The organism is Clostridium sp. AM49-4BH, from assembly GCF_003478335.1.
Taxonomy (GTDB): Bacteria; Bacillota; Clostridia; order Lachnospirales; family Lachnospiraceae; genus Butyribacter.
Map to the genome: position 1 here is coordinate 15,111 of NZ_QUFB01000010.1, position 19,955 is coordinate 35,065.

General features: G+C 43.3%; 18 protein-coding genes and 1 tRNA gene. 1 reads left to right on the forward strand and 18 read right to left on the reverse strand.

Going from position 1 to position 19,955, the window contains the following annotated elements; translation table 11 throughout:
* Nucleotides 1-3: 3 nt before the first annotated feature.
* From gatC to DW981_RS04465, 16 genes are all read right to left on the reverse strand, one after another.
* Nucleotides 4-303, reverse strand: coding sequence for an Asp-tRNA(Asn)/Glu-tRNA(Gln) amidotransferase subunit GatC (gatC, locus tag DW981_RS04390; protein ID WP_022025464.1), 300 nt, complete (start codon nucleotides 301-303; stop codon nucleotides 4-6).
* A gap of 29 nt (nucleotides 304-332) precedes the next feature.
* Nucleotides 333-1,268, reverse strand: a complete 936-nt coding sequence (locus DW981_RS04395) for a DUF1002 domain-containing protein (RefSeq protein ID WP_118506907.1) — start codon at nucleotides 1,266-1,268, stop codon at nucleotides 333-335.
* Nucleotides 1,269-1,415: 147 nt separating this feature from the next.
* Nucleotides 1,416-2,636, reverse strand: coding sequence for an LL-diaminopimelate aminotransferase (locus DW981_RS04400; RefSeq protein ID WP_118506908.1), 1,221 nt, complete (start codon nucleotides 2,634-2,636; stop codon nucleotides 1,416-1,418).
* A gap of 185 nt (nucleotides 2,637-2,821) precedes the next feature.
* Nucleotides 2,822-2,895, reverse strand: a tRNA-Pro gene (locus DW981_RS04405).
* Nucleotides 2,896-3,008: 113 nt separating this feature from the next.
* Nucleotides 3,009-4,754, reverse strand: coding sequence for a proline--tRNA ligase (locus DW981_RS04410; RefSeq protein ID WP_118506909.1), 1,746 nt, complete (start codon nucleotides 4,752-4,754; stop codon nucleotides 3,009-3,011).
* Nucleotides 4,755-4,821: 67 nt separating this feature from the next.
* On the reverse strand, nucleotides 4,822-5,100 hold the full coding sequence (locus DW981_RS04415; protein WP_022025469.1) for an acylphosphatase: 279 nt from the start codon (nucleotides 5,098-5,100) through the stop codon (nucleotides 4,822-4,824).
* Nucleotides 5,101-5,150: 50 nt separating this feature from the next.
* Nucleotides 5,151-6,005 (reverse strand): dihydropteroate synthase, encoded by an 855-nt coding sequence (folP, locus tag DW981_RS04420; RefSeq protein ID WP_118506910.1) that lies wholly within the window; start codon nucleotides 6,003-6,005, stop codon nucleotides 5,151-5,153.
* Between the two features lie 131 nt (nucleotides 6,006-6,136).
* Entirely contained in the window at nucleotides 6,137-7,513 is a 1,377-nt protein-coding gene (locus tag DW981_RS04425) for an MATE family efflux transporter (protein WP_118506911.1), read from the reverse strand.
* Between the two features lies 1 nt (nucleotide 7,514).
* A complete protein-coding gene (locus DW981_RS04430; RefSeq protein ID WP_182434132.1) occupies nucleotides 7,515-8,843 on the reverse strand; it encodes a cyanophycin synthetase in 1,329 nt (442 codons plus the stop codon).
* A gap of 104 nt (nucleotides 8,844-8,947) precedes the next feature.
* The gene (locus DW981_RS04435; RefSeq protein WP_118506913.1) at nucleotides 8,948-10,111 is read right to left on the reverse strand and encodes a phosphoglycerate dehydrogenase; all 1,164 of its coding nucleotides are present in this window, start codon (nucleotides 10,109-10,111) and stop codon (nucleotides 8,948-8,950) included.
* Nucleotides 10,111-11,193, reverse strand: coding sequence for a 3-phosphoserine/phosphohydroxythreonine transaminase (serC, locus tag DW981_RS04440; protein ID WP_022025474.1), 1,083 nt, complete (start codon nucleotides 11,191-11,193; stop codon nucleotides 10,111-10,113). Before serC ends, DW981_RS04435 begins: the two co-directional genes overlap by 1 nt.
* 207 nt (nucleotides 11,194-11,400) lie before the next feature.
* Complete coding sequence (gene ilvB / locus DW981_RS04445; RefSeq protein WP_118506914.1) at nucleotides 11,401-13,086, reverse strand: biosynthetic-type acetolactate synthase large subunit; 1,686 nt, start codon at nucleotides 13,084-13,086, stop codon at nucleotides 11,401-11,403.
* A gap of 17 nt (nucleotides 13,087-13,103) precedes the next feature.
* Nucleotides 13,104-14,768 (reverse strand): dihydroxy-acid dehydratase, encoded by a 1,665-nt coding sequence (gene ilvD, locus DW981_RS04450; protein ID WP_118506915.1) that lies wholly within the window; start codon nucleotides 14,766-14,768, stop codon nucleotides 13,104-13,106.
* 77 nt (nucleotides 14,769-14,845) lie between these two features.
* Nucleotides 14,846-15,928 carry a 3-isopropylmalate dehydrogenase gene (leuB, locus tag DW981_RS04455; RefSeq protein ID WP_118506916.1) on the reverse strand — a complete coding sequence of 361 codons (1,083 nt, stop codon included), beginning with the start codon at nucleotides 15,926-15,928 and terminating at the stop codon, nucleotides 14,846-14,848.
* Nucleotides 15,929-16,128: 200 nt separating this feature from the next.
* Nucleotides 16,129-16,755, reverse strand: coding sequence for a deoxyribose-phosphate aldolase (deoC, locus tag DW981_RS04460; RefSeq protein ID WP_347474504.1), 627 nt, complete (start codon nucleotides 16,753-16,755; stop codon nucleotides 16,129-16,131).
* 17 nt (nucleotides 16,756-16,772) lie between these two features.
* Nucleotides 16,773-17,207 (reverse strand): dUTP diphosphatase, encoded by a 435-nt coding sequence (locus tag DW981_RS04465; RefSeq protein ID WP_118506917.1) that lies wholly within the window; start codon nucleotides 17,205-17,207, stop codon nucleotides 16,773-16,775.
* Between the two features lie 227 nt (nucleotides 17,208-17,434).
* Here DW981_RS04465 and DW981_RS14875 point away from each other — a divergent pair, with 227 nt between their 5' ends.
* The gene (locus DW981_RS14875; protein WP_147352604.1) at nucleotides 17,435-17,992 is read left to right on the forward strand and encodes a carboxypeptidase-like regulatory domain-containing protein; all 558 of its coding nucleotides are present in this window, start codon (nucleotides 17,435-17,437) and stop codon (nucleotides 17,990-17,992) included.
* Here DW981_RS14875 and DW981_RS04475 read toward each other — a convergent pair.
* Nucleotides 17,909-18,703: a recombinase family protein gene (locus DW981_RS04475; RefSeq protein ID WP_147352605.1), complete on the reverse strand. Its 795-nt coding sequence runs from the start codon at nucleotides 18,701-18,703 to the stop codon at nucleotides 17,909-17,911. The genes DW981_RS14875 and DW981_RS04475 overlap by 84 nt on opposite strands.
* Nucleotides 18,700-19,872, reverse strand: coding sequence for a recombinase family protein (locus DW981_RS04480; RefSeq protein WP_182434133.1), 1,173 nt, complete (start codon nucleotides 19,870-19,872; stop codon nucleotides 18,700-18,702). The genes DW981_RS04475 and DW981_RS04480 overlap by 4 nt, the downstream gene beginning before the upstream one ends.
* Nucleotides 19,873-19,955: the final 83 nt, after the last annotated feature.

Below are 19,955 nucleotides of genomic sequence, written 5' to 3' on the forward strand. Positions count from 1 at the left end.
ATACTAATCGCCCAAAATAGTTTTCGGCACTACGAAACTGTCTCCATTGCGTTCCGGTGCATTTGCCAATGTGTTTTCTCGTCCATCGTGTTCATTCACTTCATCCTCGCGAAATACATTATGAACCGGGAATACATGTGACAACGGCTCTACACTGGATGTGTCAAGCTCACCGAGTTTGTCAATATAATCCAACATCTCTTCCATATCTTTTTTGGCATTTTCCTTCTCTTCCTCGGAAAGCTCTAATTTTGCCAAAATACCAACGTACTCTATTGTTTCATCCGAGATTACATTTGCCATCGTTTTACCTCCATTTCTGCATACATTTCTTATCCAAATAATCCAGAGAAGAAACGTACGATCGCTTCAAATATATTTGCAAAGAAATCGCCTATCTTTTGTGCAAGACCCTTTGTATCCACATTTGACAGATCGATTCCTGCATCTTTCAATTTATTATAAATCTCACCCGCCTGTTTCTTCAATGCATCCACATTAACATCCACTTTAGATACTTTTTGCATCATAGTAACAAGCTTGTCTACCTCGTCTTCCGGAACCTCAATACCCAGTTCCTTAGCAGAGGATTCAACTGCTTTTTTTATATCTTCACGCTTCGTCAACCGCTGGGATAATACTTTTTCCTTGGCGGCTGCGATCAACTGTTCTGCCTTATCACTATCACCAACCGCTTCTGCAAGATTAGCAGTAGCCACCAGCTCATTCGTTGCTGCATCCATCGTATCTTCTGAAATTTCTTTACCGGTCATAACAGAATATGCCTTCATAGCACCAACCAGTGCAGATGTTCCGGAAATCTTAAACGGTCCGGTAACTTTGACCTCTGCATCTTCCAATCCCGCGGTTACAAGCGCATTGGTATACATACCAGACGTACAATAACTGATATTATCCGTTGTTACATGTACTCCGCTGCCCTTCTCGGTCTTTACGACCATTACAGAAGACAGAGCACGCTTTCCGATCACGGAAGATGCAATATAATCACCAAGATATTCATGTTCTTCTTTGTTTGTGATCTTAATCGTTTTATAATTTTTTAAATCGGATTTTGTAATACCAAACGAATCCATGACCTTCTGCTTTTCACTTTTAGACAGATCCTCTCCAAAAGCGATATAGCGATCATAGCTTGTATCCTCTTCCTTCACTTCGGCATCCGCCATCACTGTTTTCGGTAAACTCACGATAACAAGAGCTATCATAAGCAGACCACAGATTCCTTTTAAATAATTATGTTTCATCGAAACCTCCAACCTCTCAATGCCCCATTCGTAGGGTTGTCTATATTAGATAGGGAAAACGGACAGGAACATGAATTTTTCTGTCCGTTTTCATTGTCTCACTGCATGCATCGATCGACTCTCCGCCGCCGTGTGAATATTTTCTATTTATGCTTTCCCATTTTTAATACGATCCATTGCCTTAACTGTATTTTCGGCACTGCCAAATGCAGTCAGTCGGAAATATCCTTCGCCGCTCGGACCAAATCCGGAACCAGGTGTTCCGACAATATTAAGCTCCTCTAACAGGTAGTCAAAGAACTCCCAAGAAGTCATCTTATCCGGTGTCTTCAACCAGATATATGGTGCATCTACACCGCCAAACACTTCATAACCGGCAGAGATCAATCCATCACGGATCGTCTTAGCATTGTTCATATAATATGCGATCTGTTCACCCGTCTGCTTCTTACCTGCCTCCGAATATACTGCCGCACCTGCTGCCTGAATGATATATGGAGCACCATTGAACTTCGTGCCATGACGGCGTGCCCATAAGCTGTGCAATGTAACGTCTCCACATTTTAACTCTTTTGGAATCACCGTAAATCCAAGTCTTGTTCCGGTAAATCCTGCATTTTTAGAAAAGCTTCTAATCTCAATGGCACATGCGGTAGCACCTTCGCACTCATAAATGCTGTGTGGAACATCCGGTGTTGAAATATATGCCTCATACGCTGCATCATAAATGATCACTGCGCCAACCTTCAAGGCATAGTCAACCCATTCCTGTAACTGGGATTTTGTAATCGTTGTTCCGGTTGGGTTATTCGGAAAACACAGATAAATAATATCCGGTGTCTCTGTTGGTAATTCCGGGCAGAAACCATTTTCCTTGGTGCATGGCATATAGATCACATCCGACCATTTCTCCGTCTTAGGATCATAAGTACCGGTACGGCCTGCCATTGCATTCGTATCCACATATACCGGATATACCGGATCACATACGGCAATCTTATTGTCTACTGAAAAAATATCTCCAATATTACCGGAATCGCTCTTCGCACCATCGCTGACGAAAATCTCATCGGCAGAGATCTTACAGCCGCGTGCTTTATAATCATTTTCCACGATCGTAGTACGCAAAAATTCATAGCCCAGATCCGGAGCATATCCCTTAAAGGTTTCTGCATGTGCCATCTCATCCACTGCACTATGCAGACGCTCAATGATCGCCGGTGCAAGTGGCTGTGTCACATCACCAATCCCTAACTTGATGATCTCTTTGTCCGGATTTGCCGACGAATATGCTGCAACTTTCTTTGCGATCGTCGAAAACAAATAACTTCCTGGTAATTTTAAGTAATTGTCATTAATCTTGTACATGGTTACCTCCATTCTGTCAAAATGTCTGAAAACATCCTTATCCTTATAGCCGATACCATTTTACACGAAAACAAAATGTATTTCAATACAAGAAAAAGAAAAACCGAAGCTCTTGATTGCTCAAGATCTTCGGCGCCCCTGCCAAGGATTCTTCTGACTACTGTCCCTACTGTATCCTTGTATCATCGGCGTGACAGGATTTGAACCTGCGACTTCTACGTCCCGAACGTAGCGCTCTACCAAACTGAGCCACACGCCGTAATTCGGGGACAACTACTGTCCCCGAAGAAATACTATAAAATATTTTTTCAAAAATGTCAACTGTCCATTTCAAAAAAAGCCAAAAATGTCAGTTTCAAAAAGAAGTTGTCATTATTTCTGATATGCCTCAACATGACTGGCAATGTCATCAAACAATTTTTGACGAAGTGCGATGACATACTCTTTTGCTTTGTCTAAGTCAACCATTTCCTTTACTGCCTTATCACGTGTTGTGATCTCAACCTTTGATTCCTTTAAATTTCTAGGGCTGACAACCACACGGATCGGTGCACCGATCAGATCTGCGTCAGAGAACATAGCACCTGGACGGACATCTCTGTCATCATATATTGTCTCAATGCCGGCATCCTGCAGACCGGTATACATGTCATCCGCAACCTTTTTGCATTCTTCGTCGTCGGCACGCAGACAACATACTTCTACCTCCCAAGGAGCAATGGAAATTGGCCAGATTGGACCGTATTCGTCATGATGCGCCTCACAGATAGATGCGGCCATACGTCCAACTCCAATACCATAGCAGCCCATGATCGGATTCTTTAACTCGCCGTTTTCATCTGTATAGGTCATATTCATTGCCTTAGTATACTTCGTTCCAAGCTGGAAGATATTACCTACTTCAATACCTCGTTTGATCGTAATAGCAGGCTTGCCACAGCATGGGCATACACTGCCAGCTTTTACTTTTGCAATGTCAACATATTTTGCGTCTTTCAGATCTCGATTTAAATTGAGTCCTGTATAATGATAACCCTCTTTGTTTGCTCCGGCAACCATAGACTCGATCCCCTGCAATGTCAGATCCAAATAATATTCTACTTCTTCCGAAATTGCATATGGTCCGATATAGCCGGCTACTAAGCAGGAATCTTCTGTAATCTCTGCCGGATAGATCTCTTCGCCAACCAGATTACGCAGTTTTGTCTCATTGACCTCATAATCGCCACGAACAAAGCCAACGACAAATTGGCCATTGCTTGCCTTCTGATAAACAACCGCTTTGCAGGAACTTTCTACATCACTGTGCAGGAATGCACATACATCTTCGATTGTTTTGCAGTCCGGAGTCTCGATCATTGCAAGCTCTGTCTGCTCCCCGATCTTGTCACCGGAAACACAGTTTGCTGCTGCTTCCATATTGGCACGATAATCACATTCCTCACAAAGAACGATGGAATCTTCTCCTACCGGTGTAAGAAGCATATACTCATGTGATATATTACCGCCCATCATACCGGAATCCGAAGCTACGGTAACTACTTCCGGGATACCTGCTTTCTGGAAAATGCGATTGTAGGCCTGATAACAAACATCATAATATTTTTCCAAATCTTCCTGGGATGTATGGAAAGAATATGCATCTTTCATCGTAAATTCACGCACACGGATCATTCCTGCACGAGGTCTTGCCTCATCACGGAATTTGCGCTGAAACTGGTAGATCATAAACGGATATTTTGTGTAGGACTGTGCATATTCTCTGACAAGCTGAACAGCAGCCTCCTCATGCGTCATTCCCAATACCATTCGTGCATCATTGCGGTCTGTAAAACGCAGCAACTCGCTGCCAACACTTTCGTAACGTCCGGATTCATCCCATAAATCTGCAGGAAGCACAACAGGGAATAATACTTCCTGTCCGTCAATAGCATCCATCTCCTGACGGATAATGTTCTCAATCTTGCTTGTTACACGACGCAATGTCGGGAACTCCGAATATATGCCATTGCCGACATATTTCATATAACCACCACGCACCATTAACGCATGGCTGTCAATCACACAGTCTGATGGCTTTTCCTTAAAACGTGATCCCACTAAATTTGCAACTTTCATTTTTCTACCTCATTTCTTATCTCTATTGCCTCATTTTTTGTAGCATAAACCTTGTCTTTTGTCAAGATTACCGTACATGAAACCCTCGTTCCTCCCGATCTAACGGAATCGTTTTCCGACGAAGATCCTCTACTTGAATATAGGTTCCCTGATTGATCAATTTGAGCATTTGATTCAACTGTTCTAACGTTCCCTGTGCTTCCATTTCAACCGTTCCATCCCAGTCATTTCGAACCCATCCGGTAATTCTGAGACCATTCGCAACATATTTTGCGCGGTATCGAAATCCAACTCCCTGCACTCTGCCAAAAAACACATAGTGCTCTCTGATCCTGTTTTCTTCCACGGAACGTCCCCCTTCCTTTTGTGAATATAGTCAGGGCATAAATCCATTATTTATTGTAAGGACATGATCTTTTCTGTCATACGCAGTGCGCGTACATTTTTCTCAACGTCGTGCACACGGACCATATCCCAATGATTCAACGCCGCTAACACACTCGTTACCATCGTCCCCTCTTCCCGCTCCTCAACCGGAAGATCTAACGTAAGACCGATCACCGATTTTCTGGAAGTTGCCAGAAGAAGCGGCAATTCAAAATCCAAAAAAGTATCTAAATGTGCTAACACCGCCAAATTCTGCTCGTATGTTTTGCCATAGCCAACACCGGGATCTAATATGATCTGATCTCTCGCTATGCCTGCCGCATCTGCGAGCATAAGCGATCTTTGCAGATCTTTCTTCATGTCGATCAGAAAATGCCCATATTCTGCTTTTGGACGATTATGCATAATGCAGACCGGTTTGTGGTGTTTTGCGACGATCTCCGCCATCGTACCGATCTCCCAAACAGATTTGCAGCCTTCCTGTGCGAATAGCTCATCATAACGCAGTCCCCATATATCATTTGCCATGTCTGCACCTGCAGACAGTCCTGCGTCCATAACGGGTGCCTTGTAGGTGTCCAATGATACCGGTACATCAAATCGTTCTTTAACTTTTCGTATCACTTCTGTCACACGCTCGATCTCTTCTTCCACGGTTATCTTCTGATAACCGGGTCTTGTTGATTCTCCTCCGATATCTATAATATCGGCACCCTGCGCGACCATTTCCTCCACATGCGCCAAAGCCTGATCTAAATGATTAAACTTGCCGCCATCCGAAAACGAGTCCGGTGTTACATTCAAAATTCCCATCACATATACATGATGTCCGTCAAATTGAAATTGTTTTGTTCCTATCTGCATGATTCATACCTTCCTACCACATACTTTGCGGTGAATATTCCTTACAACCGGTAAAGAATGATCCATATTACTGTCATCCTATAAAGATCGTGTCAAAAAACAACACTACATTATCATAGCATAATTTACTATCAGTCGACAATAGTGCTGATCCAAATCCCTTTGCGGATCAAACCATAGCCAATTGCGACTTTGATCAGATCTAACGACTGAACAATGGCATAGATCACAAGCACAGACAACGGCGTTGTTAAACACAACACTGCTGCTACCGGCACTGTCACGACCCATGAAAATACACTATCAAACAAAAAGGTGATCACTGTCTTTCCACCGGAACGTAAAGTGAAATATAAGGAATTTAGCAGCCCCTGTATTGGGAAAAATAATGCTGTGATCACAATAAATTTCTGACCATACCCCCGTACCTGTTCGGTCGTATCGTATACTTTTGGAAAGATCCCTGAAAAAGCGATCAAAATAACGGTGAGGCCCACACAGACAAAACAGGTAAACCACATCAAATGAAACGCATTTTCTTTCGCTTTCTCAAACTTCCCGGCTCCAAGTGTCTGACCGGATAAAATTCCCACGGCAGAGCCTAATGCAACAAACACAACATTAAGCAGGTTACAGATAACATTAGAGATGGTAAGTCCCGCAACAATCTCTAAACCTTTGGTTGAATAACACTGGGTCAATGCCGCTAATCCTCCTGCCCACAAAAACTCATTAAAAAAGATAGGCAGACCTTTTTTGATCATCAGAATTGATATTTCCTTAGGGATGCGCATCGTTCGGTAAATACCGATCAGAAAACTGTGTGTTCTACGCTCATAATGTGCCCACGCTACCACGATCACGCACTCAACGATACGTGCTAACAATGTTGCGATCGCAGCTCCTTTTACTTCAAGTCTTGGCATTCCAAATTTGCCAAAGATCAACAGGTAATTAAACACGATATCAACGATAACGGATAGTATCCCGGCAATCATTGGTTTGACGCTATATCCGGTCTCTCTTAAGCTGCTGGCGTATACCTGCGTAATACTAAAAGGCAGCAGCGTAAACAACATGATCGTCATATATTCTTTTCCCAGATGCATGGTAAGCGCTGCATCCATCTGCGCACTTTCACCATGTAGATACATACTAATCAGGGTTTCTCCACTTGTCATAAAAATAAGCGTTCCTATAATAACACATGCGAGACATATCCAGAGCTTGATACGAAAGGTATGTCGAAATCCCTCCTCATTTCTTTGTCCATAATATTGCGCACCATAGATACCCGGACCTGATATTCCTCCGAATATTGCAAGGTTAAACACAAAGATCAGCTGTCCTACAATAGAAACTGCGGTCATCGATTCTGTGCCCAGCTTTCCCACCATAACATTATCAACCAATCCCACCATATTCGTGATCCCGTTTTGGATCATCATCGGTACCGCAAGCAATAACGCTCTTTTATATATTTCTGTTCTTTTGGTTTGTTCCCTCATTCTATTCCTCCATTTCACCTGCTTCCGACATAAAACGCTGTACCGCACCCTGAATGGACAACGAGCCACAGATTATCGTATTTTCTCCAACCTGTAATGTCTGATAAAGCGCATCCGACATCGTGCGAACATCTTGTATATCTTCTAAAGATAACCTGTTCTCTCCAAACTTCTGTGCTGTCTGCCATATCGATTTTGCCAATTTACCGCTATCAAGCCCTCTGGGACCCGGTGCAGTCACGGTCAAAAAACGCTTGGCATACGGAAGCAGAATATGAATCATTTTTTGATACTCTTTATCCGCAAAAACGCCCATAATAAATTGCCATTTTTGTCCCGGATAATATGCTTCTAAGCTTTGTGCAAGCCGTTTGGCAGCATCCTCATTATGTGCTCCGTCCAATAAAATGATCGGCTTCTTGCAGATCACTTCCATTCTGCCGGGCCACCGGCTGGAATATATTCCCCGTTTCATACTCTCTTCGTTGATCTTTGCAAAGCCAATCGACTGCATGCACTGTGCGGTTTCCAGTGCAAGTGCTGCATTATCAATCTGATACAATCCCGGCGTAGATAACACATAGGACCGGTCACGATAATAAAACTGCGTCTCTTCGCAGGAATGGATCTGTACTTGTCCCACCGATTGCACCAGATGCAAATGTGCACCGGTTTCACGACATACACGCTCTAATAATGGCTGTAATTCTTTAGGCGGTGCAGATACGACCTGTGCTCCCTTCTTAATGATCCCATATTTTTCTTCAGCAATCTCCGTGACCGTTTCTCCTAAAATCGCCATATGATCTCTGCTGATCGAAGTAATCATACAAAGCAGCGGATCGGTAATAAAATTCGTGGCATCCATTCTTCCCCCAAGACCACATTCGACTAACATGACATCCACATTCCAGTCCACACCCTGCTGCATTGCCAATATCGTCTCAATCTCGAATGCTGTAGGATGATGATATCCCTCTTTGACCATCTGCTCGCAAAAAACGCGCAATTTAGTCAGCAGCTTTGCTGCTTCCTGTGCTGAGATCGTAACTGCTTGCTCTGTATATGGCTCCCATTTCTGAACACGCTCCAAATAATGCGTTGTCGGTGACACGTAACGTCCCACACGATATCCCGATGCCGCCAAAATACCAGCCAGATAATTTCCTGCAGACCCTTTTCCATTGGTTCCTGCAATATGCACAATCTGTAATTTTTTATCCGGCCTATCCATATATTCCGCCAATCTTGTGACTTCCTTCAACGAATAGTCACTTCCGAGATTTCCCTGAATATGTGCAATATAGTTACGCGCTTCCTCATAATTCATGTCCATTTCCTCCAACTGCTATACGAGATCAAAACTTCTCAAAAAAAGGATCGTTACCCCAAAATTTTCAGAGTAACGATCCGGCAAATTATGTATGTACTACATTATTTGATGATACGTACCTTTAATACACCATCAATTGCATTCAGCTTATCTTCCAATGCCTTTGAAGAAGCAGCATCAATATCGAATACACAATATGAATAATCACCACGGCTCTTATTTGTCATATGTGCGATATTAATTCCTTCTTCAGCAAATACATTGGTAAACTGTGTCAACATCGTTGGGATGTTTTTATGTGCAACTGTAATACGTCCTTCTGTATTGCAGACACCTGCATTACAATTTGGATAGTTTACAGAATTGATGATATTACCATTCTCTAAAAATTCACGAAGCTCATGTACTGCCATAACGGCACAGTTATCTTCTGACTCTGCTGTAGAGGCACCGAGATGCGGTGTTGCGATCACATTCGGCATCTTAACAACGGCTGGATTTGGGAAATCTGTTACATAACGACGCACCTTTCCAGACTCCAAAGCAGCTTTCATGTCATCATCATTTACCAAAAGATCACGTGCAAAGTTCAAGATAACAACGCCATCCTTCATCTGATCGAAAGCTTCCTTGTTGAGCATTCCTTTTGTCTCAGGAATATAAGGAACATGAATTGTAATATAATCACATACCTGATACAGCTCATCGTAAGATTTTACAACGGTAACATCTCTGGAAAGAGATAACGCATTATTAACGGATAAGAATGGATCTACACCATAGATCTCCATTCCGAAATGTCTTGCCACATTAGCAACTAACACACCGATAGCTCCAAGTCCGATAACACCAAGTTTTTTGCCTTTTAACTCTGTACCGGCAAAATTCTTCTTTGCCTTTTCCATGGATTTGGAAATATTTTCATCGTCAGCGTTGTCCTTAACCCACTGCATTCCACCTGCAATATCTCTGGCAGCCAAAAGCATACCGGATACCACCATCTCTTTTACACCGTTAGCATTTGCACCCGGTGTGTTAAATACAACGATACCCTGATCCGCACATTTATCCAATGGAATATTGTTGACACCGGCACCGGCACGTGCGATAGCACAGAGCTTATCAGAAAGCTCCATATCATGCATCGCTGCACTTCTAACAAGCACTACATCAGCCGCATTCACATCATCTGTCTTTTCATATTGTCCATCAAAACCATCTAAGCCAATCTGTGCGATCGGATTTAAGCAACTATACTGAAACATTACGCATTTTCCTCCTCGAACTTCTTCATAAATTCAACCAACTTCTCTACGCCCTCTTTTGGCATTGCATTGTAAATGCTGGCTCTCATTCCACCTACGGTACGATGACCTTTCAAGTTAACAAAACCAGCTTCTGTTGCTTCTTTGACAAACTTAGCATCCATATCTGCATCACCTGTTACAAACGGAACATTCATCAAAGAACGATCTTTTGGCACTACCGTACCCTTGAACAGTTTACTCTGATCCAAGAAGTCATACAGGATCTTTGCTTTCTCTTCGTTGTGCTTCTTCATAGCCTCTAAGCCGCCCATTTTCTTGAGCCACTTAAATACCTTACCGCAAATGTAAATACCATATGCCGGTGGTGTGTTATACAGAGACTGTGCATCTGCATGTATTTTGTACTGTAACATTGTTGGTGTACCTTCCAAAACATCTTCTGTAATAAGATCCTCGCGGATGATCACAATGACAACACCTGCCGGTCCGATATTTTTCTGTACACCGCCATAAATCACGCCATACTTTGTGACATCTACCGGTTCTGACAAAAAGCAGGAAGATACATCTGCAACTAATGTCTTACCCTTTGTGTTTGGCAGCTCTTTGTATTTCGTACCATAAATTGTGTTATTTTCACAAATGTATACATAGTCGGCATCTTCGGAGATCGGCAGATCCGAACAGTCTGGGATGTACGAGAATGTTTTATCCTCGGAGGAAGCGATCTTATTCGCTTTACCATATTTGGAAGCTTCCTGCCATGCCTTCTTTGCCCATTGTCCGGTTACAATGTAATCAGCGACCTTGTTCTTCATCAGATTCATCGGAATCATTGCAAACTGCTGTGAAGCACCTCCCTGAAGGAAGAGTACCTTGTAGTTATCCGGAATATTCATCAGATCACGCAGATCCTGTTCTGCGGTCTTGATAATATTATCATACACCTTTGAGCGATGACTCATTTCCATAACGGACATGCCGGAACCCTGATAATCCAACATCTCATCTGCTGCTTCCTGCAATACTTCCTCTGGCAATACTGCCGGTCCTGCTGAAAAATTATAAACTCTGCTCATATTTCTCCTCATTTCTGTATACGCATATTTTTATTGAATTTTTGCGGCGCATACTACGCAAAAACCAAAACGGTCCGGGAATCCCCTTTCCTTTTGTCACTTTGTAAATATATGAAACCCTGCTATGTATCATGAATATCAAAACATTCAACTCTTCCACTAAAGCCTACTCGAACTTCGTGTCAGACTATACCAGGATTAACACGCTTACTGCTGTTTTTGCAAATCTTTCTCATCAAAACAGTCTTCTAAGTTCTTACCCGGTGCAACCATCGGGAATACCTTATCATCACTCTCGATCACAACCTCGATCACAACCGGTCCTTCCGTAGAAAGTGCTTCTTTGATTGCTCCCTCAACCTCTTCCTTCTTTGTAACTCTGATTGCTTTCACCCCAAGTGCCTCAGACAGTTTGATATAATCAACTTTGTCATTCAGTACCGTCTGCGAATAACGTTTTCCATAGAATAACGTCTGCCACTGGCGAACCATTCCAAGCACCTGATTGTTAATAATAACCTCAATAATCGGAATGTTATAACGGCTTGCAGTTGCTAACTCATTCATGTTCATGCGGAAGCATCCATCTCCGGCAATGTTAATAACACGTTTATCCGGACAGCCGACCTGTGCACCCAGTGATGCACCCAATCCATATCCCATTGTTCCAAGGCCACCGGAAGTAATCAGTGTGCGTGGATGTGTATAGTGGTAATACTGCGCCGCCCACATCTGATGCTGACCGACTTCCGTACAAATGATCGTCTTATCACTGTCTGTCAACTCGTCCAACTTCTCCATAACATATGGACAAGTCAATCCCTCCTCAGAATAAGTCATTGGCAGTGCATCCTTTCTTGCCATCACCTTATCCATCCACTCTTTATGATACATCTGTTCCATGCGCTCATTCATACGCTCCAAAACAGCTTTCACATCACCAATAATGCTCATATCAACCGATACATTCTTGTTGATCTCCGCTTCATCAATGTCAATCTGAATGATCGTTGCATTCTTCGCATAGTTTGCCGTATTGCCTGTCACACGATCAGAGAAGCGGGAACCAACAACTACCAGCGCATCGCACTCTGAAACACTTAAATTGGCAGTCTTTGTTCCATGCATTCCAAGCATTCCCACATATCGGTCATCGGTACCCGGAAATGCACCTTTACCCATTAACGTATCCGTTACCGGTGCGTCTACTTTTTCCACAAATTCCTTAAGTTCTTTATCCGCACCTGAGATCACAGCGCCGCCACCAACGAATACCATCGGTTTCTTGGCATTGCGCAGTACCTTGATTGCCTCATCAATAACAGCATCGTCAATATTTTCTGTGCTGCGTTCGATCTTTTCCGGAACTTTCGGCTCATATTCAGCTTTGTCACTCGTTGCATTTTTCGCAATATCGATCAAGACCGGACCCGGTCTGCCGGATTTTGCGATCGTAAAGGCACGACGGATCGTATCAGCCAATTTATCAACTTCCTTTACCAGAAAGCTGTATTTCGTAATCGGCATTGCCACTCCGGCAATATCAATTTCCTGGAAAGAATCTTTACCCAGTAACGCCTTGCCAACGTTACATGTAATAGCAACCAATGGAACAGAATCCATATAAGCTGTCGCGATTCCGGTAACTAAATTAGTTGCTCCGGGTCCGCTTGTTGCCATACATACACCGACTTTACCTGTTGCTCTGGCATATCCATCTGCTGCATGAGATGCTCCCTGCTCATGAGATGTAAGGACATGTCTAATTTCATCCTGATGACGATATAATTCGTCATATATGTTCAGAATAGCACCACCCGGATAACCGAATACTGTGTCTACCCCTTGTTCTTTCAAACATTCTATCACAATCTGTGAACCTGTTAATTGCATGACTTTCCTCCACTCTTCTACTGAATCTGTAAAATTGCTCCCTTATCTGCTGATGTAACCATCGACGCATAGCGTGCCAAATAACCACTCTTAACCTTCGGCTCTCTTGGCTGCCATTTTGCACGACGCTCTGCCAAAACTTCATCAGAGACTTTAACATTAATCGTATTTGCCGGGATATCAATTGCAATAATATCACCTTCTTCGACTAAAGCGATCGGACCGCCAACGGCTGCCTCTGGAGAAATATGTCCAATACTTGCTCCACGCGATGCACCGGAAAATCTTCCGTCTGTGATCAATGCTACACTAGAGCCAAGTCCCATACCAGCAATTGCAGAAGTCGGATTCAACATCTCACGCATTCCAGGACCACCCTTAGGTCCCTCATAGCGGATAACTACTACGTCTCCAGCAACGATCTTGCCACCCTTGATAGCCGCAATAGCGTCTTCCTCGCATTCGAACACACGTGCCGGGCCTTCATGTACCATCATCTCCGGAACTACTGCAGAACGTTTTACCACGCCGGAATCCGGTGCGATATTACCTCGCAGTACTGCAATTCCGCCAGTCTCGCTATATGGATTGTCAATCGGACGAATAACTTCCGGATTGCGGTTGACACAATCTTTAATATTCTCCCCTACCGTCTTACAGGTAGCAGTAATAAGTTCTGTATTTAATAAGCCCTTCTTGCTCAGCTCATTCATAACAGCATAGACACCGCCTGCCTCGTTCAACTCTTCCATATAGGTATGTCCTGCCGGCGCTAAATGACACAAGTTCGGAGTCTTTGCACTGATATGATTTGCGATATCTAAGTTAAGTTCTACGCCTGCTTCATGTGCGATCGCCGGAAGATGAAGCATTGTATTTGTAGAACATCCAAGTGCCATATCTACAGTCAACGCATTCATAAATGCCTGCTCTGTCAAAATATCTCTTGGACGGATATTTTTCTCCAAAAGTTCCATGATCTTCATTCCTGCATGCTTTGCAAGCTTGATTCTCTGAGAATATACAGCCGGGATAGTACCATTACCCTGCAATCCCATACCGATCGCCTCTGTCAGACAATTCATACTGTTAGCGGTGTACATACCGGAGCAGGAACCACATGTCGGACAAGCGTTGCAAACATAATCATTTACCTGTTCCTCTGTCATCTTACCTGCCGCATGAGCACCAACTGCCTCAAACATAGAAGATAACGATGTCTTGTTGCCCTGAACATGACCGGCTAACATTGGTCCACCGCTGACAAAAATTGTTGGTATATTCAATCTTGCAGCTGCCATCAACAGCCCCGGAACATTTTTATCGCAGTTTGGCACCATGACCAATGCATCAAACTGATGCGCCAGTGCCATACACTCTGTGGAATCACAGATCAGATCTCTTGTCACAAGAGAGTATTTCATACCGGTATGTCCCATCGCAATACCATCACACACAGCGATTGCCGGAAAAACAATTGGAGTACCACCAGCCATAGCAACACCCATTTTAACGGCATCAACGATCTTATCAATATTCATATGTCCCGGTACGATCTCATTGTAAGAACTCACAATACCGATCAACGGCTTTTCCAATTCTTCTTCTGTAATTCCTAATGCATTAAACAACGATCTCTGAGGTGCTGTCTGCATTCCCTTCTTTACTGCATCACTTCTCATAATAATCACTTATTCCTTTCCAGACCTGCCATTTGAATCTGCAGGCACCAATATCTACCTTGTGTATTTATGTTCTATTAAATACGATCTGCGATCAGATCACCCATCTGTATTGTTCCGACCTGCGTCTTTCCCTCGTCCATGATATCGATCGTACGATATCCGTCTTTAAGTACCTGCTTCACGGCATTCTCGATCGCATCGGCTTCTTTTTCCAGATCAAAGGAATAACGAAGCATCATCGCTGCAGATAAAATAGTTGCGATTGGATTCGCCTTATCTTGTCCTGCAATATCCGGTGCAGATCCATGACTCGGCTCGTATAGACCTAACTTCGTTGCACCAAGGCTTGCAGAAGACAACATACCGATCGATCCGGTCACCATACTTGCCTCATCTGATAAAATATCACCAAACATATTCTCTGTAAGGATCACATCAAACTGCTTTGGATCACGCACAAGCTGCATCGCACAGTTATCTACTAACATATGAGTAAGTTCCACTTCCGGATAATCCTTTGCCACTTCCTCGACAACACTTCTCCACAAACGGGAAGAATCCAAAACATTCGCTTTATCCACGCTGCAAACCTTTTTACCACGCTTCATTGCGACATCAAATCCCCATTTGGCGATACGACGTATTTCATTTTCATCATACGTCAACGTGTCGATCGCTTTCTTAACACCATTCTCTTCAACCGTCTTACGATCTCCAAAATACAGACCGCCGGTAAGCTCACGCATTACCACAAAATCAAATCCACCCTCTGTCAGTTCCGGTTTCAACGGACATGCACCGCTAAGTTCATCAAACAACACAGCCGGACGAATATTAGCATATAATTCCAGTCCCTTACGAATCTTCAGTAATCCTGCCTCCGGTCGTTTATCCGGTGGAAGCTGATACCAATTAGACTGTCCGACGTTGCCGCCCACGGCACCTAACAACACGGAATCGCTTGCTTTCGCAGCTTCCAGTGTCTCCTCGGTCAACGGCTCTCCATAAGCATCAATGGAACATCCACCCATTAACAGCTCCTGATATGTAAACTCATGACCATATTTCTGTCCAACCTTGTCTAATACCTTTCTTGCCTCTCTGACAATTTCCGGACCGATACCATCACCAGGTATCACGGCTACCTTATAATTCATTGGAACCTCCATTCTGCGGTCTTTTCTCTGTACGCCATAAAGAACGCATTACCATCAAAATTTGCATTTTATAAAGAATCTTAAAACGCATCACATTATAGTTTATACAGAATCACTTTTTGTGTCAAGTGTTGGGTGATGCAAACTTATTTCGTTATGCTCCTCATGCAATAGTTAATCCGTCGATTTGCATAGTGCGATCAATCTGCTTGTTCCAAGGCGGTCAGCCCCAGCCTTAAGAAACGCTCTGCATCTTCTAACGATGAGATTCCTCCTGCAGCCTTGACTTTCACTGAATCTCCTACATATTTTTGCAACAGTGCCACATCTTCAAACGTAGCCCCTCCGGTCGAAAATCCGGTTGAAGTCTTAATATAATCCGCCCCTGCCTTTGTAACGATCTCACACATTTTGAGCTTTTCCTCTTTGGTCAAAAGACAAGTCTCAATGATGACTTTTAAGACTTTCCCCTCGCAGGCTGCCCGTATTTCTTTCACTTCCTGCAGTACCTCTTCAAAGCGGTCATCCTTCACACGATTGATATTGATCACCATATCAATTTCATCCGCACCATCTTCCACTGCCTCTTTCGTCTCTGCCACTTTCGCAGCTGTTGTCTGATAGCCATTTGGAAAACCGATCACCGTACAGATCTTCAAGCGGTCTTCGACATAATCACGTGCCTCTTTGACATAACAAGGTGGAATACACACACTTGCCACATGATACTGCATTCCCTCATCGCAAAGTGTCTTGATCTGCTCCCATGTAGCATCCTGTTTTAATAATGTATGATCTAAATGCTGCAATATCTTTTTCTTATCCATAATGTCCTCCCTACTCGTTATTGTTTTCCGGTAGTTCCAAAGCCGCCTCTGTCTTTGCCCTCCAAATGTTCTACTTCCTCGAATAAGATTTCCGGCTGATTTTTCATTATACGAAACTGGCAGATCCTGTCGTTTACATGAATCTGTGTATCGCGCATTGCAATGACCGGCATACGCCACATATCGTTATCTCCGCAGTAAGATCCGTCTACCACACCACAATGATTTGCCTGTATCACGCCAAAATTTTTATAGGTGCTGCTGCGCGGTACGATATGTGCCTCATATCCTTTGGGAAGTTCCATTGCCACACCAAGTGGCACCAAAGCAAACTCACCCTGTTTTAATGTAACTTCTTCAGAAGCTCGCAGATCGATCCAATCACTTTTCCCATCGATATAAGCAAGTTTATCGATCTTGTCCGTAAAATATTTAATCTTGATCTGTTCCATGTTAATCCTCTTTTCTGTTTACAGATGTCCGCGCAGACCATTTTGCCAAATTCGCAGGTTATCTGCAATTCCGTAGTTTTTAATACTGTTTGTGCCGCAATTGCAGCATTTCTACCAACTATATCATACTGAAAATATTATTTCAATCTTTCACTCCTGACTGACAAGAGGCATACAATAATCCAAAACTATGTGTGATTTTTAAAGAATCACAGAAATGAGGTTCTATGTCTCACGATCTATATGCAGCAAAAGATATGCCGGATAAAGGTTTTTTTCAGGCAAATATCACATCTCGCCGAACCTCCAGACCGATTGCCGGAGCCAAGATACAGATCCGTAATATCAATGATGCAAACGATATAATTGAAGAAACCGAAACAAACAGTGCCGGCAAAAGTGATCTGATCACTCTGCCCGCACCGCCATTGGAGTATAGCATGATGCCGGGTACTGATCGCCCATATTCTACGTATTCGATCCAAATAACTGCTCCAAATTTTGAACCGGTAGAAATCAGCGGTGCTGAAATCTTATCCGGACAGACCGCTTTACAAAATACAACTCTGATCCCAACCCCCAACACACCGGAAGCCAACAAAGAACTGTTTGTAATACCGCCTCATACGCTATACGAAAAATACCCGCCAAAAATTCCCGAAGAGGAAATCAAAACAGTAGAAGAAACCGGTGAAATTGTACTAAGCCGTGTCGTTATCCCCGCTGGTGTTCGAACAACATGCAATATGCTTATGGTTCCAAACACCTCGTACCATCGCCCCTGACCATTTATCTGTTGTCTGATCCTGCGGTATTCTTAAATTTCCGGTGCGACGATATATCTCCGGTGTCGCTATGTGATCCTCATTGAGTTTATTTGCAATCTGCACGGAAGATTGTCCCGCTCTTCTCATATTCTGTATGTTTGTTAAAACAGAAAACGTCTGATCAGGTTCTAATACTCTCTTGCCATTCCGGTAACAGATCCGATATCCATATGGAGCCTTGGCACCGATAAAATTTCCTTGTTCCCTTTGCTGACGTTTCGCCAGCCGTACCTTGTATCCGGTATCTACTGCATACCATTCATTTAATAAATTTTTCAATCCAACGATAAGCATCTGTTCCGTAAGTCTTGCACTGTCATAATGATCCGTCACGGTAATCACCCGCACATTATTTGCCGGGAAGAAGTATTCCAGATACCATCCCAATTGCAGATGTTCTCTCCCCAGTCTGGACAGATCCTTTGCAATAACTGCATCTAACAATCCCAAACGACAATCCTCTATCATCTGCTGAAATTCCGGTCTTTGAAAGTTTGTTCCACTGTACCCATAGTCCACATAAACCTTTCGTTGTTGACATTCGGTATGTTGATCCAAATATTGACCAACCAGTAACAATTGATTCTCGATTGACATTTCCTCTCTCTCCGTATTTCGAACGGAAAGCCTTGCATAAATTCCTATACGCTGACACAATATATTATTCATCTGCTCTGACACTTCCAAAATAAAGATTCTTCAATGATCGGCGGCACCGCCTTATCCGTACTGATCCATTCTTCAGGTGGCACTTTACATCTCTGTGCCAGTTTATAGTTGATCTTTCTCGTTTTTCCCTGTTGAAGGATCCCAATATATATTTGATTTTTCAAAATACGTCGAACTGCGACCGGCGACCATAGGAGCACTTTTTGTATGTCCGTATTATCGGACAGGCAAGATTGACCACTTGTTTCATTTACGTCCTTATTGTTAGTCATATTCGATAAACTATTTTGTTTTCTTCTGTCCACGAAACCGGACTTATAAGACTGCCCGCTTATCTTCTTATATACGTACGGCGATGGGATCAATAAAACATTCAAAAACGCACAAATCTTTTCCGCGGAATGCCCTGCATTTTTCCAATGAAATATCTTTTGTACAACATCTGCCGTCTGCCTATCGACAACTAATTTGTGCTTATTGATCATCGCTTTTTGATAACCGTACGGTGCAAAAGCACCTACGTAATCTCCCTGCCTGCGTCTGGCCTCCTGACTGTTTTTGACCTTTCTGGAAATATCTCTGCAATAAGCATCATTCATCAAATTGAGGATTGGAAGCAACAACGCCTTTTCACCAAACAAAGCACTAGCACTATCGTAATGGTCCGCCACCGCAATAAAACGTATCCCCCACTGCGGGAACCACTTTTTCAAATACCATCCGGTCTGTATATACTCTCGTCCGAAACGAGATAGATCCTTGACAAGAATGCAATCTACCTTTCCCTCTCTCGCAGCCTGCAGCATTCGCTGCAACGCCGGCCTTTCAAAACTGCTTCCGCTATACCCATCGTCAACCCATTCGCCTGTAAAACAAAGCTCCGGTCTTGCCGCAATATAGTCCATCAACAGTACGCGCTGATTTCTGATGCTGTTACTCTCAATGGCGGTTCCCTCATCTTCTCTGGATAGTCTTAGATAAATGGCACATCTCCAAATTTCCTGTTGTCTTTCGGCGATGCGGCTCTGCCATAATATCTCTCGTTCATGCCCATCATCTGTCCCTGTATACGGACACGATAAAGCAGAAGGATCCGTCTCTCTTCCCGATACGGACCCTCCTGCTGATATTTCGTCGTAATGTACCACTCTAACTGTTCCATGCTTCACTGATAACCTGCTTTCGCACATAGCCGATTCATTTTCTAACTAAAATAATGCCGGCTGCAGTTTCTGAACTGCCATGCTTTTTT

Bases quoted from the DNA above. Each gene is read 5' to 3' on its own strand.
- DW981_RS04395 (WP_118506907.1), bottom strand. From the start codon at position 1,268: ATGAAACATAATTATTTAAAAGGAATCTGTGGTCTGCTTATGATAGCT.
- DW981_RS04425 (WP_118506911.1), bottom strand. From the start codon at position 7,513: ATGAGGGAACAAACCAAAAGAACAGAAATATATAAAAGAGCGTTATTG.
- DW981_RS04430 (WP_182434132.1), bottom strand. From the start codon at position 8,843: ATGAATTATGAGGAAGCGCGTAACTATATTGCACATATTCAGGGAAAT.
- DW981_RS04410 (WP_118506909.1), bottom strand. From the start codon at position 4,754: ATGAAAGTTGCAAATTTAGTGGGATCACGTTTTAAGGAAAAGCCATCA.
- leuB (WP_118506916.1), bottom strand. From the start codon at position 15,928: ATGAATTATAAGGTAGCCGTGATACCTGGTGATGGTATCGGTCCGGAA.
- ilvD (WP_118506915.1), bottom strand. From the start codon at position 14,768: ATGAGAAGTGATGCAGTAAAGAAGGGAATGCAGACAGCACCTCAGAGA.
- deoC (WP_347474504.1), bottom strand. From the start codon at position 16,755: ATGGATAAGAAAAAGATATTGCAGCATTTAGATCATACATTATTAAAA.
- DW981_RS04475 (WP_147352605.1), bottom strand. From the start codon at position 18,703: ATGAATAATATATTGTGTCAGCGTATAGGAATTTATGCAAGGCTTTCC.
- DW981_RS14875 (WP_147352604.1), top strand. From the start codon at position 17,435: ATGTCTCACGATCTATATGCAGCAAAAGATATGCCGGATAAAGGTTTT.
- DW981_RS04465 (WP_118506917.1), bottom strand. From the start codon at position 17,207: ATGGAACAGATCAAGATTAAATATTTTACGGACAAGATCGATAAACTT.
- folP (WP_118506910.1), bottom strand. From the start codon at position 6,005: ATGCAGATAGGAACAAAACAATTTCAATTTGACGGACATCATGTATAT.
- DW981_RS04400 (WP_118506908.1), bottom strand. From the start codon at position 2,636: ATGTACAAGATTAATGACAATTACTTAAAATTACCAGGAAGTTATTTG.
- serC (WP_022025474.1), bottom strand. From the start codon at position 11,193: ATGAGCAGAGTTTATAATTTTTCAGCAGGACCGGCAGTATTGCCAGAG.
- DW981_RS04435 (WP_118506913.1), bottom strand. From the start codon at position 10,111: ATGTTTCAGTATAGTTGCTTAAATCCGATCGCACAGATTGGCTTAGAT.
- ilvB (WP_118506914.1), bottom strand. From the start codon at position 13,086: ATGCAATTAACAGGTTCACAGATTGTGATAGAATGTTTGAAAGAACAA.
- gatC (WP_022025464.1), bottom strand. From the start codon at position 303: ATGGCAAATGTAATCTCGGATGAAACAATAGAGTACGTTGGTATTTTG.